At 71.5% G+C, this 17,720-nt stretch carries 8 protein-coding genes; 6 read left to right on the top strand and 2 right to left on the bottom strand.

Going from position 1 to position 17,720, the window contains the following annotated elements:
• A partial coding sequence (locus tag AB0J76_RS41700; protein ID WP_364392945.1) for a hypothetical protein occupies window positions 1-387 on the top strand: 387 nt, incomplete at its 5' end.
• Window positions 388-441: 54 nt separating this feature from the next.
• Here the strand turns inward: AB0J76_RS41700 and AB0J76_RS41695 are convergent.
• On the bottom strand, window positions 442-753 hold the full coding sequence (locus AB0J76_RS41695; protein WP_352329850.1) for an EthD family reductase: 312 nt from the start codon (window positions 751-753) through the stop codon (window positions 442-444).
• A 77-nt stretch (window positions 754-830) separates the two neighbouring features.
• On the bottom strand, window positions 831-1,301 hold the full coding sequence (rraA, locus tag AB0J76_RS41690) for a ribonuclease E activity regulator RraA (RefSeq protein WP_352329849.1): 471 nt from the start codon (window positions 1,299-1,301) through the stop codon (window positions 831-833).
• Window positions 1,302-1,491: 190 nt separating this feature from the next.
• Here rraA and AB0J76_RS41685 point away from each other — a divergent pair, with 190 nt between their 5' ends.
• From AB0J76_RS41685 to AB0J76_RS41665, 5 genes are all read left to right on the top strand, one after another.
• Window positions 1,492-5,922: a LamG-like jellyroll fold domain-containing protein gene (locus AB0J76_RS41685; RefSeq protein WP_352329847.1), complete on the top strand. Its 4,431-nt coding sequence runs from the start codon at window positions 1,492-1,494 to the stop codon at window positions 5,920-5,922.
• A gap of 76 nt (window positions 5,923-5,998) precedes the next feature.
• Window positions 5,999-12,856 carry a polymorphic toxin-type HINT domain-containing protein gene (locus tag AB0J76_RS41680; protein WP_364392940.1) on the top strand — a complete coding sequence of 2,286 codons (6,858 nt, stop codon included), beginning with the start codon at window positions 5,999-6,001 and terminating at the stop codon, window positions 12,854-12,856.
• Window positions 12,856-13,161 carry a hypothetical protein gene (locus AB0J76_RS41675; RefSeq protein ID WP_352330899.1) on the top strand — a complete coding sequence of 102 codons (306 nt, stop codon included), beginning with the start codon at window positions 12,856-12,858 and terminating at the stop codon, window positions 13,159-13,161. Before AB0J76_RS41680 ends, AB0J76_RS41675 begins: the two co-directional genes overlap by 1 nt.
• A gap of 271 nt (window positions 13,162-13,432) precedes the next feature.
• A complete protein-coding gene (locus AB0J76_RS41670) occupies window positions 13,433-15,106 on the top strand; it encodes a BTAD domain-containing putative transcriptional regulator (protein ID WP_352328102.1) in 1,674 nt (557 codons plus the stop codon).
• A gap of 129 nt (window positions 15,107-15,235) precedes the next feature.
• Window positions 15,236-17,668, top strand: coding sequence for a S8 family serine peptidase (locus tag AB0J76_RS41665; RefSeq protein WP_352328103.1), 2,433 nt, complete (start codon window positions 15,236-15,238; stop codon window positions 17,666-17,668).
• Window positions 17,669-17,720 lie beyond the last annotated feature (52 nt).

Below are 17,720 nucleotides of genomic sequence, written 5' to 3'. Positions count from 1 at the left end.
GGTGACACGGGTCTGCCGGCGGCTGGCAAGCCGATGCAGAAGGGTCTGGCGGCTTCGCCGTCGTGGCCGCTGATGACCGAGGGTTACGTGGTCTACCAGGGTAAGAAGCTGCCGTTCTTCGTGGGTGACCGTGGTCCTGGTGACCCCTCCAGCCGTGGGGTGATGCTGGACCTGGACGCCAAGACGTTCGCGGAGCTGACCGGTGGCCGGTTCAACCCGGAGACGCTGGGTGTGGACGGTGTGAAGGGCGAGGGTCACATCAAGATCCAGTACGTGGTCACCAAGTGGGGTGACGGTGTGGGCCGCAAGGCGGCTCCGGTGGCGTTCGACACGGGCGCCTGGCGTCAGCAGGACACCGGCACGGCCCCGCTGTCGGTCAAGAAGTAACACACGCGCGCGAAGTGAAGGGCGTTCCCCGCGGGGGACGCCCTTCACGCGTGTTCAGAGCACCGAACCTGACGGCCCCGTCGTCATCGTGACCCCCGACCCGGCGAACTCGCCCACGTCGGCGACCGCCGCCTGCCCCTCCTCGCTGCTCATCGCCGCGAGGAACGACTGCTCGTCGTCCCAGGTCAGCACCGCGACCAGGTGGTAGGCGGGCCGCTGCCCGCCACCGGCCACCGGCCGCTGGACGGTGTAGGCCCGCAGGCCCGGAAGCTTGGCCGCCAGGGGCGCGTGGATCTCGTCGTAGTGCCGGTCGAAGGCCGCGACGTCCTCGGGGTGGTGGTAGAGAACGATGAGCTGGAATGCCATGGTCCGCCTCCGGATCGTGATGTCCTGTCACGAAACCACACCCCGGCGTCCCCGTGGAAGGCCGCCGGACGGCGACGTCAGACCGGTACGCGGGTGACCAGGATCCCGTCGTCGTCGCTGAACAGCTCGGCCCCCGGCGAGAACGTGACGCCGCCGAACGTCACCGGCACGTCCCGCTCGCCCGCGCCCGTCTTGCCGCTCTTGCGGGGGTTGGAACCCAGGGCCTTCACGCCGAGGTCGAGCTCGCGCAGCGCCGTCACGTCCCGGACGGCGCCGTGGATCACCACGCCCGCCCATCCGGCCGCCACCGCCGCGCCCGCGATCATGTCGCCCATCAGCGCGGCGTGCAGCGAGCCGCCGCCGTCCACCACCAGGACCCGGCCCTCGCCCGGCTCCGACAGGACCGCCTTGAGCAGGGCGTTGTCCTGGTGGCAGCGCACGGTGGCGATCGTGCCGTGGAAGGCGCGGCGGCCGCCGTACTGGCGCAGCTGCAGGTCGCAGGAGTCGAGCTCGTCGCCGCGCTCGTCGTACAGGTCCGCGGTGTTCATGGGGGCCCTTCCCGGCGGGGGTGTCAGCGGTCGCGTTCATGCTGCCACGCGCGGCCCGCCGGGCGTCGGCCCGGGCGGGAAGCGTTTCCCACGTTTTCCCAACCGGCGGCCGCGCCCTACCCCGGCGGCCCGGGCCGATCGATGCTGTGGCGGAACGCACGCCACGCGATCGTGTACCAGGGGAGTACGCATGGGGTTACGAAGGTGGACGGCCGTCCTGGCAGCGGCGTCGCTCGCCGTGGGCGGCCTGGCCGGCACGGTGTGGACGCCGCCGCAGGCGGTCGCCGAAGCGGTGGACGCCGCCACCGCGTGGATGGTCAAACCCCTGTTCCGGCTACGGGGCACCACCGGCACCGACAACACGCTGTTCACCTCCTGGGAGACGGAGTACGACAGCGCGGTGACGAAATGGGGTTACACCCCTGAGGGGCAGGTGCTGCACGTCTCGCGCGAGGCGGTGACCGGGCTGTCCCCGGTCACCGGCCTGCGCAAGGCGGGCGGCGACCGCATCTTCACCATCGACCAGAGCGAGCGCGACCAGGCCGTCGCGCAGGGCTACGTGGACGAGGGCGTGCGCTTCCACGCGCAGGCCGCGGGCGGGGACGGGCTGCTCCCGGTCCACCAGCTCGTCAAGGGCCCCTCCCACCGGTACGCGATCGGCGAGGCGGAGAAGGCACGCGCCCTCGCCGAAGGCTGGACGTACCAGAAGGTCGCCTTCTACGGACGGGGCTCGTTCAGCAAGAAGCTGCTGCTCAACGGGGAGTTCACCACGGACGCCGCGTCATGGGAGGCCGCCGGGCCGACCACGACGGCGGTCGAGAACGGCGTGCTCAAGGTCACCGTGGCCGACGGCACCACCGAACCGGGGCAGGCCCACCTGCGCCAGCTCGGGCGCACGCTGCAGGCCAAGAAGACCTACACGCTCTCCTTCGACGCCCACGCCAGTGCCGCGGCGACCATCAGGGCCGTGCTCTGCGAGGACGTCGAGACCTGCCCGGAGATCTTCGCCACGGACGTGGAGCTGCCGGACCAGCCGCAACACTTCTCCTACACCTTCGACTCCACCGCCGACACCACGACGGCGGCGCTCACCTTCCAGCTCGGCGGCCAGGGCGCGCTGACGGCCTTCCTGGACAACGTCTCGCTGACCGAGCAGAAGTGGACCGTCTCCACCGATCCCAAGCCGACCGAAGCCGAGGCGCTGGCCGCCGCCGAGGCCACGGGGCAACTGGTGGAGGTGCTGGCCGAGCGGGGCGAGACACGCGAGGTGTACGCCACCCCCGAAGGCACGATGTACGTCAACGACCGGCTCGCCCCGATCAGGAAGAAGCAGGGCGACACGTGGGTCCCCCTGTACAACGGCCTGCGGTTCCAGGACGGGACGGTCCGGCCGTACTCCTCGCTGGTGGACCTCAGGCTGTCGGCCGGCGGGACGGGGCCGATGGCCACGCTCACCCGCTCCGGCCACACCATGTCGCTGACCTGGCCGACCGCGCTGCCCACGCCGACCCTGGACGGCGACACCGCCGTGTACGCCGGCGTTCTCGGGCCGGACGTGGACCTGCGCGTGCGGGCCACCGCGGACGGGTTCGCCCACACGCTGGTGGTGAAGACCCCCGCCGCCGCGCAGAACCCCCGGCTGGCCGGCCTGACCCTCGGCCTGTCCGCGCCGACGCTGACGGTGAGCACCGGCGCCGACGGCACGCAGGAGGCGGTCGACCCCGACAACGGCGCGGTGATCTTCGAGGCGCCCAGGCCCGTCATGTGGGACTCGGCGCCCGCGCCCCCCGCGGCGGGCACGGGCACGGTGGGCGAGGACGGCCCCGTCGACCCGCCGACCACCCACGCCACGGACGGCGCCCCCGGCGACGCGTCGAAGATCGCCACGATCGGCACCGAACTGGGCCAGGGACAGCTCACGCTGACCCCCGACCCGGCCATGCTGGCCGCGGCCGACACGACGTTCCCCGTCTACATCGACCCGATGTACCGCACGCCGATGAGCTCGGCGAACCTCATGGTGGCCAGCAGCGGGTTCGAAATCTACAACTTCACCAAGGACCAGGGCATGGGCCGATGCCCGATCGGCCTGCCCTCCAGCGGCAAGAGCTGCGGCTCCCCGCACAAGAAGCGGCTGTTCTACCGCGTCCCCACCGGCTGGCTGGCCGGCAAGCAGGTCCTGTCCGCCGAGTTCCACGTACGGGAGGTGTGGGCCGCCTCGGGCAGCAAGCGGCCGGTCAACATCCACCTGGCCAAGGCGTTCGGCAAGCACTCCACCTGGAACTCCACCTCCGACAACTGGCTGCGCAAGCTGGACAGCCGCAACGTGGCCAAGGGGTGGTCGGGCTGCGCCGCCAAGTCCTGCCCGGCCGGTGACGTGCTGTTCAACGTGACCTCGGGCGTCAAGGAGGCGGCGCAGAAGGGCTGGCGGGACACCACGTTCGGCCTGCGCGCCGCCGACGAGGGCGACCAGCTCGGCTGGAAGCGGTTCGAGTCGCGCGCCTACCTGCGGGTGCACTACAACCGGCCGCCGCTGCAGCCGAAGATGAGCCAGCTGGAGATGGAGCCGGGCGGGCCGTGCAAGGGGCCGGGCAACCCGTCGGTGTTCAACTGGTCCACGCCGAAGCTGATCGCCAAGAACCTCCGCGACCCCGACACCTACAACCGCACGGCCGACAAGGTGCAGGCCGAGTTCCTGGTGTCGTGGAAGAACGCCGCCGGCCAGAACAAGGAATGGCGGTACCTCACGCCGGCCAAGAGCGCCAGGTCCGGCAAGGCGGGCAACAGCTTCATGGCGCAGGTGCCGCGCGGGCTGCTGCCGGAGAACACCGTCGTCAACTGGCAGGTCCGCGCCCAGGACAGCCGCAAGGGCAAGGGGCCGTGGAGCTCGGCCGGGGCGGCGACCGCCTGCTACTTCGTCTTCGACACCAAGGCGCCGCCGCTGCCGGTGATCACCTCGTCCGGCGCCGACGGGTACGTCGCGGAGAACCCCCTCGACCCGGCGCAGACGCCGCAGGACGGCATGGGCCGCTACGGCCGGTTCGTCATCACCTTCGACCCGTCGGTGACCGAGTGGGCCTACGCGGTCAACGACGACCCCGCCCAGTTCCGCAAGAGGACCGCCGGCAGCGCCACCGAGACGGTGCAGATCCTGCCCAAGGTCGTCGGCAGCAACAGCCTCTACGTCCGCGTCAAGGACCAGGCGGGCAACTACTCCAAGGGCTCGGCCGTCTACCGGTTCCGGGTCGCGCCCGGCCGCGGGCCGAAGGCCCACTGGAAGCTCAACGACCCGGCCGGCGCCACCACCCTGGCGGAGACCGGCGGCCGCTACCCGGCCCGTACCGCGGGCACGCCGCAGCTCGGCGTGGCCGGTTCCCGCGGCACGGCGATGGCCGGCAACGGCACCACCGCCTACGCCCGTACCGACGCCGCGGTGCTGGACACCACCAAGAGCTTCACGGTGACGGCGTGGGCGAAGCTGCCGGACGTCCTGCCCTCGTCCTACGCCACCGTGCTGGCCCAGGACGGCGGCAACGTGTCCGGCTTCTGCCTGCGCTACGACGCGCCGAACCGCAAATGGGTGTTCTGGCGCATGAACGCCGACTCGACCTCGGCGGCCTCGGCCAGCGCGTGGTCGGCGAAACAGGCCAGACCCGGCGAATGGACGCACCTGATGGGCGTCTTCGACTCGGTGGCCAAGAAGGTGCGCATCTACGTCAACGGCGAGCCCGGCACCGAGATGGACTACACCAGCGCCTGGGCGGCCAACGGCCCGCTCACCATCGGCCGGGTCCTGTGGGGCGCCCAGCCGCTCGACCACTTCCCCGGCAAGATCGACGACGTCCGCGTCTACGACCGGGTCGTCAGCGTCGAGGAGGCGGCGGCGCTGTCCAAGGAGATGCTGACGGTGACGCACAAGTGGCACCTCAACAACGTCCCCGACGACAGCGGCGAGGCGCCCAGAACCCCCGTCAAGCTGTACGGCGCGGCCCGCTTCGTGGCCAGGACCCCCATGAGCAACAGCGTCGTGCCCGGCTCCCTGCGCCTGCCGGGCGCGACCGGCGACTACGCGGCCGTCGAGTCGGCCGTGCTCGATCCGCGGGAGAGCTTCACCCTCTCGGCCTGGGTGGAGACCAGCGGCCAGGCGCGCAAGGCGATGACCCTGCTGAACCTGCCCATGGCCACCGGCAGCGCGCTGACGGTGAAGTTCGACCCCGCCCGCGGCGACCCGGACATGGGCGAGACCGGCCGGTACGTCGTGGAGATCCCCGGCGGCGCCGCCGTGGAACACCCCGCCTTCCACACCGGGTTCGGCGACTGGGACCACCTGGCGATCGTCTACCGGGCCCGGGAGAAGACGCTGGAGTTCTGGGTGAACGGCACCCTCGAAGCGGCTCCGGAGGCCGAGGTCACGTCCTACCGCAACGACGTCGCCCTGTCGGGCCCCATCACCTCGGCCCAGCTCGGCCGTGGCGGGACGGGCCTGAACTGGTCGGGCCACGTCGACGACGTGTGGGTGCTGCGCGGCCCCGCCGACGAGAGCCTGATCGACCTGCTGGCCCTGTGGTCGGAGATGTCGGTCGTCTCCGAAGACGCGCTCAACGACAACACCCCCGACTGACCCGGTGCGGGGGCGCCGCGCCGGCGCCCCCGCCGTCCCTGCTGCCGCTTCCGCTCTCTTCCCTGGGAGGTACGGCATGCGCGTCCATGCCGCACGCCGACGTCGCTCTTCCTGGTCCCGGCTGCTCCGCGCGGCCCTCACGCTGCTGCTCACGGTCGGCCTGATGGTCGTGCCCGCGACGCTCCCCTCCGCGAGCGCCGCCGCCGAGCGGGACCGGCCCAAACCGGTCGACCGGGAACGGGTCGTGCCCGGCCGGCCCGCCGCGGTGAAACCACGGATCACCGAGCCGAAGGCCCCCGACCCCGTGGCGGCCTGGCCCGCGCCCGGCACGGCCGAGGTGGACCTGGCCGCCGCCACAGCGTCCGCCCCGCCCGCCGCACCCGCCGGAAAGGCGGGCGCGCTGTCCGCGACGCCCGCCGACGCCGCCTCCGCCGCCGGGCGGGTGCGCATCCAGACCCACGACCGCGCGGCCTCGCAGCGCGCGGGGGTCGGCGGCCCGATCTTCACCGCGGCCCGCACGTCGGGACCGCCGGGCAAGGTCACGATGAAGGTGGACTACGCCCCCTTCGCCGAAGCCTACGGAGGCGGCTTCGGTTCCCGGGTGCGCCTGGCGGCCCTGCCCGCATGTGCCCTGACCAGCCCGGACAAGGCCGAGTGCCGCCGGGCCGTGCCGCTGAAGGGCCGCAACGACACCGCGACCAGGACGCTCAGCGCCGACGTCGACCTCGCCGCCGAGCCGATGGTGCTGGCCGTCACCTCCGGGACGTCGGGGGACAAGGGCGACTTCGGCGTCACCTCGCTGTCGCCGTCGGCGACCTGGCAGGTCAGCCCGCAGACGGGCGACTTCACCTGGTCCTACCCGCTGCGGGTGCCCCCGGTGCCGGGCGGGCTGGTGCCGAACCTGGTGGTCAACTACTCCGCGGCCTCCATCGACGGGCGCACCGCGACCACCAACAACCAGGCGTCCTGGCTCGGCGACGGCTTCGAGCTGTCGCCCGGGTACATCGAGCGCAAGTACAAGTCCTGCAAGGACGACGGCGTCCCCAAGGACCCGACCTACCAGGTCGAGCCGATGGACCAGTGCTGGGCCTACGACAACGCCACGCTCGCCCTCGGCGGATCGGGCGGCGAGCTCGTCCCGACCGGCCCCGACACCTGGGTCCTGGCCAGGGACGACGGCACCCGGGTCCAGCGCCTCACCGGCACCGCCGCCGACACCGCCAACGGCGACGAGGACAACGAGTACTGGCGCGTGACCACCGCCGACGGCACGCAGTACTACTTCGGCAAGAACCGCCTGCCGGGCTGGACCTCCGGCAAACCCCAGACGAACTCCGCCTGGGACGTCCCGGTGTTCGGCGACGACGCCGGCGAACCGTGCCACAAGGACGCCTTCAAGGACTCCTGGTGCCGTCAGACCTGGCGGTGGAACCTCGACTACATCGAGGACACCCACGGCAACGCGGTGACCTTCTACTACGCCAAGGAGCAGAACCGCTACGGCCGCAACCTGCGCGCCGCCGACGACACCGCCTACGACCGCGGCGGCTACCTCACCTCCATCCAGTACGGCCTGCGCACCGGCGACCTGTTCCCGGCCACGCCGCCCGCCCGGGTCGACTTCACCAACGCCGAGCGCTGCCTGCTGACCGCGGCCGAGTGCGCCGACATCTCCGCCCATCCGGTCCGCTGGCCGGACGTGCCCTGGGACATGAACTGCGACGAGGGCACCGAGTGCAAGGACGGCAAGGGCACGGCCTCGCCGAGCTTCTGGACCCGCAAGCGCCTGACGAAGGTCACCACCAAGGTCGTCAACGCGGCGGGCACCGGCCACCGCGACGTGGACTCCTGGGAGTTCAAGCACCTGTGGGGCGTGGCCGACGTGGACCGGCAGCTCAAGCTCACCGACATCGTCCACACCGGGCACGCCGGTGCGGCGCCGGTCACCATGCCGCCGGTGAGCTTCGTCTACCAGCAGCTGGCCAACCGGGTGGACAAGCTCGGCGACGACGTCGGCCCGTTCGTCAAGGAGCGGGTGGCCTCGATCCAGAACGAGACCGGCGGCAAGCTCGACGTCACGTACTCGGGGATGGACTGCAGCCCCTCCGACGTGCCGCAACCGGCGAGCAACCGGCGGCTGTGCTTCCCGACGTTCTGGCAGAACTCCAACGGCGGCGCCGACCCGAGCCTGGACTGGTTCCACAAGTACGTCGTCCGCGAGCTGATCCAGACCGACCTGACCGGCGGCGGCTCGGACATGGTCACCCGCTACGACTACAGCATCGGCAAGCCCGCCTGGCACTACGCCGACGACGACGGCATCACGCCGGAGAAGTTCAAGACCTGGTCGAACTGGCGCGGCTTCGACAAGGTCCGGGTGATCGGCGGGGCCACCAGCGCGGCCAGCGGCGGCACGCCGTCCCAGACCGACTACTGGTACTTCCAGGGCATGAACGGCGACCGCGCGTCGGTCTCCGGCGGCACCAAGACCGTCACCGTGGACGACGGCGAGGGCGGCACGTACACCGACCACGAGTCCCTGCACGGCACCACCCTGCGCACCGTGACCTACGACAAGGCCGGCGGCGTGCCGGTGAGCAAGTCGATCAGCACGCCGTGGTACCACCAGACGGCCTCCAGGTCCCGCCCGTGGGGCACGATCACCGCCAACCTGACCGGCACCAGGTCCACCCGCACCTTCGGCCTGGTCGGCCTGTCCTGGCAGCAGACCCGCTCGACCGTGACCGAGTTCGACCTGACCACCGGCGCCGCGCTGACCACCGATGACGAGGGCGAGGTGGGCGTCGCCGGCGACGAGGAGTGCACCAGGACCGAGCTGACCGCCGACGGGGCGCGGGTGCTGCGCCTGCCGGCCCGGGTGACCACGGTGGCCCGCCGCTGCGCCGACACGCCGAACCTGCTCACCGACCTGATCGCCGACGCGCGCACCTACTACGACGACAAGGCGTTCAAGGCCGCGCCCGTGCACGGCGACGTGACCAGGACCGAACGCGGGAACGCCGCCTCGGCGACCGCGATCACCGGCTACCAGGTGATCGCCCGGTCGACCTACGACGACCTGGGACGCCCCAAGACCGTCGCCGACGCCGCCGGGCTGACCACCTCCACCGACTACACCGAGGCGCACGGCGTCACCACGCAGGTGGTCACCACCACCCCGCGGGCCCGCGCCGACGACCCCGACTCGGCCATGGTCACGACCCGGGTGCTCGACCCGGCGTGGGGCCTGGCGACGCGGGAGACCAACGCGGCCGGAAAGGTGACCGTCGCGCAGCGGGACGCGCTGGGCCGCACCTCGAAGGTCTGGGGGCCGGGCCGCACGACCAGCATGACGCCCGACAACGAGTACCAGTACCTCGTCAACGCCGGCGCTATCGTGGCCGTGGGCGCGAAGACGCTGACCGGCGAAGGCGGCCAGCAGACGTCGTACACGCTGTTCGACGGGTGGCTGCGGCCCAGGCAGTCGCAGGCCCCCGGCAAGAACGGCGACACCAGGGGCCGGATCGTCTCCGACAGCGTCTACAACGGGGCCGGGCAGGTGCACTACACCTTCGCGCCCTACTACGCCGACGGCGACCCCGAGCCCAAGCGGTTCGGGGTGGCCACCGTGGGCGCGGTGGAGTCGCAGCTGTGGAACACCTATGACGGCCGCGGGCGGCTGCTGGCCGAACGGCTGCTGTCCGGCAACAGCGACGGCGACGTCAACGAGCTGTGGAACACCCGTTACGAGTACGGCGGCGACTGGACCAAGGTCGTGCCCCCGTCCGGCGGCACCCCGGTCACCACCTACACCGACGTGCACGGGCGTACCCGTGAGATCCAGCAGCAGACGGCCGCCGGGCCGGTCGTCACCAAGTTCGCCTACAACCACCGCGGCCAGCAGGAGTCGGTGACCGGCCCCGGCAACCAGGTCTGGTCCTACAGCTACGACCTGCTCGGCCGCCGGGTGCAGTCGAACGACCCCGACCGCGGCGTCGAGAGGACCGCCTACGACAACCTCGACCGGCCGGTCCTGACGACCGACGCCCGCAACCAGAAGATCGGCATCGAGTACGACGGGCTCGACCGCATGGTCGCCAAGTACGACGCCACCACGTCGTCGCCCGGCACCAAGATCGCCGAGTGGGTGTACGACACCGTCCGCAAGGGCCAGCTCACCAGCTCCACCCGCATCGTCGGCACCGACCGGTACACCACGCAGGTGGAGGCGTACGACAACCTGGACCGCCCGCAGCGCAGCCGGGTGGTCCTGCCCGCCGTCGAGGGCGGCCTGGCGCCCGCCCAGGGGTACGTCTTCGACACCAGCTACAACCTCGACGGCAGCGTCGCCGCGAGCAGCAGCCCCGCCGTCGGCGGGCTGCCCGCCGAGAACATCGCCTACACCTACGACGACCTCGGCCGCCTGGTCTCCACCAAGTCCCAGCTGTCGACGTACCTCGTCGGCACCGACTACACCAAGACCGGCCGGGTCATCGGCCTGCGCATGCAGTCCGGCGGCGACGGCAAGCAGATCGACCAGACCTTCGACTACGAGTTCGGCACCGGCCGCCTGGCCAAGGCCACCACCTGGCACTTCGGCATGGCCGGCACCGACCGCAGCACCCAGTACGCCTACCAGCCCGCCGGGAACATCACCCAGATCAAGGACACCTCCCGCGACGGCGTCGACAACCAGTGCTTCCGCTACGACGAGCTGTCCCGCCTGTCGGAGGCCTGGACCCAGGACGGCGACGCGGCCTGCGCCACCACCGGCGCGAACGCCACCGTCGGCGGCCCGGCCCCCTACCGCGCCGCCTACACCTACGACGACACGGGCAACCGCCGCAGCGAGTCCCTCTACGGCGCCGGCCCGGCGGGCGGCGTCCAGCAGTCGGACCGGACCTACGTCTACGACCCGGCCAAGGCCCACCGCCTCACGACGGTCCCCGGCGCCGCCTCCTTCGCCTACGACGCCTCCGGCAACACCGTCGAGCGCCGCACCCAGGCGAGCAACCAGACGCTGACCTGGGACGCCGAAGGCGAGCTCGTCAAGGTCAACGACGACAAGAAGGGCGAGACCCGCTTCCTCTACACCGCCGACGGCGAGCGGCTCATCCGGCGCGACAAGGACGGCACCACCCTGTACCTGCCCGGCCTGGAGGTGCACCTGGTCAAGGGGGCCACCAGCCCCACGGCCAGCCGCTTCGTCGGCAACGCCATGCGGACCACCACCGGGGTCACCTACGTCCTCGGCGACCACCACGGCACCGCCGAACTGGCCATCAACGCCGAGACCGGCGCCCTCAGCCAGCGCCGCTACACCCCCTTCGGCGCCCTGCGCGGCAGCCAGGGCGCCTGGCCCCAGGACCACCAGCGCGGATTCGTCGGCGGCATCAACGACACCAGCACCGACCTGACCACGCTCGGGGCCCGCAGCTACGACCCGCTCACCGGCCGCTTCATCTCCGTCGACCCCCTCATCCAGATGGGCGACTCCCAGCAGATGAACGGCTACAACTACGCCAACAACAATCCCCCCACCCTGGCCGACCCCACGGGCCGGAAACCCTGCTGCACCGGCGTCGGCTGCTTCCACTCCATCGCGCCGCCCTGCGCGCCCGGGGACTACGACAACCCCGAATGCGAGGGCCCCTGCGATCCGGGCGGAGCCAGGAAGAATCTCGGCAACGCCCGCGACTCGCAACAGAACGAGCGGCAGCAACAACAGCAGATCGCCAAACGGAACGCGGTGCTCGAAGCCTTGAAGGCCGCAGGCATCGGATTCATCAAAGATTTCCTGAAAATAGATGACATAAAAGGCTGTTTAGGCGGCAGCGTCGGCAGTTGCGTCAGCCTGATCCTGGAATTCGTGCCGGCCAAGAAGATCGGCGGCCTGATCTGGAAACTGGCCACCAGGGTCCGGATGGGCATCAAGATCTACAAAAAGGTCCAGGGCATCATCACGGCGGCCCGCCGCGCCATCGAGGCCATCGACGCCAAGATCGACGACATCAACAAGAAGATCGCCGCCCTGGACGGGCTCCTCGCCCGCGTGGCTAAACGCAGCAAGAATCCGTCGGCGGGCGGCTCCTGTCCCTTGTCCAACAGTTTCGTCCCGGGAACCAAGGTCCTGCTCGCCGGCGGCCTGACCAAACGCATCGACCAGCTGAAACCCGGCGACAAGGTCATGGCCACCGACCCTGAGACCGGTCGTACCGAGGCCAAGGAGATCACCGCCACCATCGCCGGTGAGGGCCCCAAGAACCTGGTCACCGTCACCGTGGACAGTGGCGGCGGCAACACCCGCGACATCATCGCCACCGACGGCCACCCCTTCTGGGTGGCGGACGCGGGCAGCTGGCGCGAGGCCAAGGATTTACGTCCCGGCCAACTCCTCCGTACGGCCGCCGGCACCTACGTCCAGATCAAGGCGGTCAGGGCATGGACAGCCCAAGCCCGCGTCCACAACCTCACCGTCGCCGACCTCCACACGTACTATGTGGTGACCGGGGACACCTCGGTCCTCGTTCACAACTGCGGAATCATCGCCGACAACGACCTCATGGTGAAGGCGATGGGGGGCCACACACAGGCGTTGGCCGAGATCCAGAACGCCTCGACGGTGTACATCACGCCGAACCAGCGGCACGAATTCCTCAATGTCACCAATGGGCTGAACGCGAGGCGTCGTTTCCTCGAGGAGAACAACATCCAGACGATCACCGGTCAGCAGGCCGAGGCGTGGGCCTCCTCCGCGGAGTTCCGGGCGGCCTTCAATGCCGTGGTAGGAGCGAAGGGACGGGGTGACGCCGCGTTGGTGGGCTTCGCGGCCGCCAGCGGTATGACAGCAGTGACGATGGAGCGAAACCTGACCAACTTCGTCACCCAGACCCTCCGGCTCCCGGGGGTGCCCCTCCGTAGGGTGATGCCCTAGTGAGCAGCTACAACCTGCTGTCCTTCACGGAGACGTGCCCCAGGTGCGGACATACCGGCGAGGCCGAGGCGGAATTCCAGTTCGGGCTCCTCGAACTGCGGCCTTACCGGGTGGGAGACCGTGTCGAGTGGGGGGCGAAGGGCCTGCGTTTTCCCTCGGCGCGCCCCGAAGGGGGCGACTTCGAAGGCGCCGGCTATGTCGAGTGCGAGAACTGCCGGAAGGATTACTGGGTCGTCATATCCGTCGAGGCGGACATCATCTCCGCAGTGCGCATCGACCATGGCAGAAAGGGCTACGTGGATTAGTGCCCGCCCAGTACGCCGGAGAGACCGGCTTCACCCCCCGTGAAGCCGGTCTCGGGTACCGGGAATCGTCTTCGGGATGGGTCCGTGACGTGCTTTTATGTTTGAGTAGGCGTTACGGAATGCGACTTGCCTCATACCTGAACGCTTATTTGTCTCGTTCGCATATCGGCCAAGCCTCGGTGGGACCAAGATTTTCGCCGGAAACAGCGGGATTTGTCTCGGTTGAATATCGGTTGACCGTGGGCTTCGACAGTCGGTCAATCATGGGGACGTGATCAATTCACCGTACGACGGCGTTCGGGTGCTGGGGGCGGTCGAGTTCCGGTGGGCGGGCGCGCCGGTGGTGTTGCGCAGGCGGCAGCAGCGGCTGCTGCTCGGCGTGCTGGCTCTGTCGGCCGGCCGGGTCGTCCCGCTCCAGCGCCTGGTCCAGGTGCTCTGGCCCGAAGGGGCGCCGCAGGGCGCGCGCAGGCAGGTCCAGGTGCTCGTGTCGCGGCTGCGCGGCCTGCTCGCCGGCGTGGCCGGAAGCGACGTGGAGGTCTTCGCCACCGGCTCCGGCTACGGGTTGCGCATCGATCCCATGGCCGTGGACGCGCACCGGTTCGCCGTGCTGAAGGAGCGGGCCGGGGCCAGTGACGACGACGAGGAGAAGGCCGGGCTGCTGCGGCAGGCGCTGGAGTTGTGGCGTGGCCCGGTGCTCGACGAGGCGGCCGTCGGCGCCGCCCGCGACACGCTGTGCGTCCGGCTGGAGGAGGCGCGGCGCGAGGCGATCGAGGAGCACGCCGAGGCGTCGTTGCGGCTCGGCCGGCACCGGCAGGTCCTCGGCGCGCTGGCCGAGGAGGTGGCGACCGCGCCCACCCGGGAACGGCTGGCCGGCCTGCTGATGCTCGCGCTCTACCGCTCCGGCCGCATCGCCGAGGCCCTGGACGTCTTCGAACGGTCACGCGCGCACCTGAACGAGGAACTGGGGCTCGATCCCGGCCCCGCCCTGGTACGGCTGCGCCTGGACATCCTGCGCGGCGACCCCCGCCTCGGCGGCCGGGCCGGGCCGGGCGGCGTCGGCGGCCCCGAGACCGTCAGGAGGTCCGGCGACCTGGAGGGGGAGGGGCTGGTGATGCTCGGCCTGGGCCGGATCCGCTTCGCCCAGGACCGCTTCGCCGAGTCCGTCGCCGCCTACGAGGAGGCCCGGCGGGCCTTCCAGCGGCTCGGCGACCGGCGGCACCTGGCGGCCGCCCTGTCCGGGCTGGGCACCGTGCGGGCCGAGGGCGGCTGGTTCGCCGAGGGGGAGACCGACCTGCTGGAGGCGGCCTCGCTCTTCTCCGCCCTCGGTGACCAGGCCGGGCACGCCCACGCCATCTACATGCTGGGCTTCGTGGAACGCGAACGCGGCGACGACGAACTGGCGTTGTGGCTGCTCAGCCGCGCGCTGCGGACGTACCAGAAGATCGGTGACCTGCGCTGCCAGGCGCTGCTGCAACGCAGCATCGGCCTGGTGCACCGGGCGAGGGGCGAGTACGGGCACGCCGCGACCAGGACCCGCGAGTCCCGCCGCCTGTTCGCCGCCCTGTCCGACCCGCACGGGACGGCCTACGCCGACCAGTCCCTGGCCAAGATCCGGATCCGCGTGGGGGACCTGCCGCAGGCCGAGCGGGCGCTCCAGGCGAGCCTGCGCGTCTTCACCCGCCAGGACGACCGCTTCGGCCGCGCGCTCGGCCTGCGGACGCTCGGCGAGCTGCGCCTGGAGCAGGGCGCGGCGGCCGAGTCCAGGGCCGCGCTGTCCGCCTCGCTCGACCTGTGGGACACGCTGGAGCTGCCGCTGTGGCGCGCCCGCACGCTCTCCGTGCTGGCCCGCCTGGAGTCGCGCAACGGCGAGGCCGCGCACGCCGGCGCCGCCCGCCAGGAGTCGACCGCCATCTTCAGCCGCATCGGCAGCCGCGAAGGCCGCTGACGTCCCCGGCTTCCGTCGGATATCCCCGGCATTCCCGACGCAAGGGCGCTGACGTCGCTGGCAAACGGGTGGCAACAGGGGCCGCGTACATTGCGCGGGCATCTTCCTCCCGCGCCGAAGGAGAGCCTCATGAGGCGATCTTCCACCGTCACGGTGGCCATCCACCGGGTGCTCGTCCTCACGGCGATCCTGCTCTCCTCGCTCGCCGTCGCGACCGGCTCGCCGGCCGCCGCGGCGGGGCAGCCGGCGGACGCCGGGCAGCGAGGGAACGGCCCGTGGGTGGAGCCCGGGCTGGCCCGCAAGCTCGACTCCGGAGGCAGGATCCGGGTCAACGTCGTGACCAGGGATCGCGACGAGCTGGCCGCCGTCTCCGGCTCCGGCGCCGGCCAGGTGCTCCAGACGCTGTCACGCCTGCCCGTGGTCACCTTGCGGACCGACCAGGCGGGCCTCCAGCGGCTCGCCGCCCGGCCGGGTGTGCTCAGCGTGTCCGAGGACCGGCCGGTGCCGCCGGCCCTCGGGCAGAGCGTCCCGCTGATCGGCGGCGACCGCACCAGGGCGGCCGGGCTGACCGGCGCGGGCACCGCCGTGGCCGTGCTGGACACCGGCGTCGCCACCGGCCACCCCTTCCTCGGCGGCCGCGTGCTGGCCGAGGCGTGCTTCTCGCCCGCCGACCCCGACTACTCCGCCACCAGCCTGTGCCCGGACGGCGCCCCCAGGCAGGACGGCCCCGGCTCGGCCGACGCCGAGAGCGGCGGCTGCTCCGACGAGCTGCTGGACTGCTCCCACGGCACGCACGTGGCCGGGATCATCGCCGGCGACGGCGAGGGGATCGACGGCGACGGCGGGAGCGGGGTCGCGCCGGGCGCCGGCCTCGTGGCCATCCAGATCTTCAGCAGGTTCGACTCCGACGACTTCTGCGGCTCCGGCGGCGCGCCGTGCCTGCTCAGCTTCTCCAGCGCCCAGCTGGCCGCGCTGGAGAAGGTCCAGACGCTGAAGGCGACCCTGCCCATCGTGGCGGTCAACCTGAGCCTGGGCAGCGGCATGCACACCGCGGCCTGCGACACCGACCCGCGCAAGGCCGCCATCGACGCCCTGCTGGCGGCCGGGGTCGCCACCGTCGTCGCGGCCGGCAACGACGCCTACCCGAACGCGGTGGCCGCCCCCGCCTGCATCTCGTCGGCCGTCGCCGTGGGCAGCACCACCGACGCCGACGTCCTGTCCTCCTTCAGCAACCGCGGCCCGCTCCTGGACCTGCTGGCCCCCGGCAGCGACATCGTCTCCTCCGTGCCCGGCGACCGCTGGGCGTCGATGAGCGGCACGTCCATGGCCGCGCCGCACGTCGCGGGGGCGCTCGCGGTGCTGAGCCAGGCGTTCCCCGGGGCCGGCCCCGCGGCGCTGGAGGCCAAGCTCAAGGAGACCGGGCGCCCGATCGCCTACACGGGCGCCACCACGCCCCGCATCCAGCTCGACGCCGCCGCCCTGGACGCGACGCCCCGGCCGGGGCCCGACCAGTACTTCCATTCGCGGGGCAGGATCCTGGACAACGTCCGGATCAGCGCCAACTCCACCATGGCCGTGCAGGTGGCGGGCGTGGCCGGGCTGCCCGCGCAGGGCGTGCGGTCCGTCGCGCTCAACGTCAGCGCCAAGGGCGACTTCTTCAACACCGGGACGATCACCGTGCACGCCTCCGACGAGCAGGAACCGGACGGCAAGGTGCTCGCCTACGACACCTCCCGCTACGCCTCCACCATGATCATCGCCAGGGTCGGCGCGGACGGGAAGGTCAAGGTGGTCAACCGCGGGACGGGACCCGTCAAGGTGACGCTCGACGCGCACGGCCACACCCTCGACAGGGCGGCCGCCGCCGTGGGCGGCACCTACTTCCCCGTCACGCCCGCCCGGGTGGCCGACCACACCGTCATCCCCGCGCTGGGCAACTACGAGCTGTCCGTCGCCGGCATGAACGGCCTGCCCGCCGCCGGCGTCGCCCAGGTCGCCCTCACCGTGGTGCTGAAGAGCCCGTCGACCGGCACCGTACGCGTGTACGCCGCCGGCGAGGCCTACCCCGTGGACGCCAACATCGACTACCCGGCGAACCTCACCACGCAGTTCCACACGATCGTCAAACCGGGCCAGGACGGCAAGATCAACGTGCACAACCTCGGCTACGACAACGTCGAGATCTCCGTGGACGTCACCGGCTACTTCTCCGCCGAGCGGCGCGGCGGGCTGGTCAAGGCCGTCCGCCCCACGTCCGCGGGACGGGCCCTGGCGATCCCGGCGGGCGGCACCAAGGCCGTGCGCTTCACCGGCCTGCCCGCCTCCGGCGTCACCGCGGTCGCGCTGACCGTGGCCGCGCGGGGGGCGGCCGCCGGGACCGTCTCGATGCTGCCGCAGAGCGGGCCCTCGACCGCCCGCGTCGTCTCCTACCCGGCGGGCAAGGACGCCGTCGGGTCCGCCATCGCCGCCGTACGCCCCGACGGGTCGGTGGTGCTGAAGAACGAGGGAACCGGGCAGGTGAGCGTCGACGTCGACCTGTACGCCTACTTCGCGAACGCCTGACCCCCGGTCACCCACGCCTGGAACGTCCTGCGAACCCCGGAAAAGGAGGCGG

This window comes from Nonomuraea sp. NPDC049624 (assembly GCF_040675255.1).
GTDB lineage: Bacteria > Actinomycetota > Actinomycetes > Streptosporangiales > Streptosporangiaceae > Nonomuraea.
This window is presented reverse-complemented; position numbering and strand designations above follow the sequence as displayed.

What these genes read in the sequence shown, in the direction of transcription:
- AB0J76_RS41685 (WP_352329847.1), top strand. Translation starts at nt 1,492, where the DNA reads ATGGGGTTACGAAGGTGGACGGCCGTCCTGGCAGCGGCGTCGCTCGCC.
- rraA (WP_352329849.1), bottom strand. Translation starts at nt 1,301, where the DNA reads ATGAACACCGCGGACCTGTACGACGAGCGCGGCGACGAGCTCGACTCC.
- AB0J76_RS41695 (WP_352329850.1), bottom strand. Translation starts at nt 753, where the DNA reads ATGGCATTCCAGCTCATCGTTCTCTACCACCACCCCGAGGACGTCGCG.
- AB0J76_RS41665 (WP_352328103.1), top strand. Translation starts at nt 15,236, where the DNA reads ATGAGGCGATCTTCCACCGTCACGGTGGCCATCCACCGGGTGCTCGTC.
- AB0J76_RS41680 (WP_364392940.1), top strand. Translation starts at nt 5,999, where the DNA reads ATGCGCGTCCATGCCGCACGCCGACGTCGCTCTTCCTGGTCCCGGCTG.